The organism is Limnospira sp. PMC 289.06 (assembly GCF_032350395.1).
In the GTDB taxonomy this organism is placed as follows: domain Bacteria; phylum Cyanobacteriota; class Cyanobacteriia; order Cyanobacteriales; family Microcoleaceae; genus Limnospira; species Limnospira platensis.
Genome location: NZ_JARPLC010000386.1, coordinates 1 through 837, shown reverse-complemented (window position 1 = coordinate 837; position 837 = coordinate 1). Strand labels below are relative to the sequence as shown.

At 42.1% G+C, this 837-nt stretch carries 1 protein-coding gene; it reads left to right on the top strand.

Annotated features, from left to right (window positions below):
- Positions 1–421, top strand: a 421-nt coding sequence (locus tag P5674_RS25360; RefSeq protein ID WP_315670437.1) for a hypothetical protein, incomplete at its 5' end; no start/stop codon positions are given.
- Positions 422–837: the final 416 nt, after the last annotated feature.

Sequence of the window (837 nt, the reverse complement as noted above, 5' to 3'; positions counted from 1 at the left end):
GATCCCAATGAGTAAAGACAAGGTTCTAATTAACCGCCTAGGGATTCATAACGTTTGTCTACCTATCACAGAATCCAAAGACCCTAGCAAGTTTAACGATAATCACCGTAAATGGTTATCACGACATAATTGGGGACTAACTCAAGCCTATGCCTTTCGACATCTTGGAAACCAACTAGGGGAGATGAACGGGATACCACAGGAAATCAGGGCGCGTTCGTTTGGTCACTCGGTAACGGTTAATGACAGCAAGTACAAAAAACGTCGCAACCTTGCCACAGAGTTAGGTATCCTGACAAGACATCAAAGGCAACCATTGCCACTAGATATGGCAAAACAAACACTACTCAATCATGGTATTAACCCAGAATCACCAGAGATGAAAGCAGGACTTAGATTAATCTATCAGTTAGACGATTAACCCCCAATAAACCCACAACACAATACCCTCTAGGCTAAATACCTAGGGGGTTTTCCTTTTGCACTAACTCCTAATAATGCGATCGCTTTGGAGTGCACTAGAGTAACGGTAGAATAGGGGTTATAGGCTTTATAGTGGGTTTCGTACCCAACATCTCCAATTAACTTAAACCCTTATCATTATTGCGATAGGAGGAAATTAACTAACCCGTTAGTCGTACTGTTACATTCAAAATGCACTCCATTCAGTCTTAGCACACGGGACAATTAGCGCATATCCCTCAGCAACAAAACTTAATTATTGACGGGTTAATCAATAAGCACAACTTAATCAATCTGTCAAATGCCTACTATCTCCCCCTAACCAAACACCGATAGGGTAACTCCCTTGTGATACCCGTCAATGGCAAGCCTATC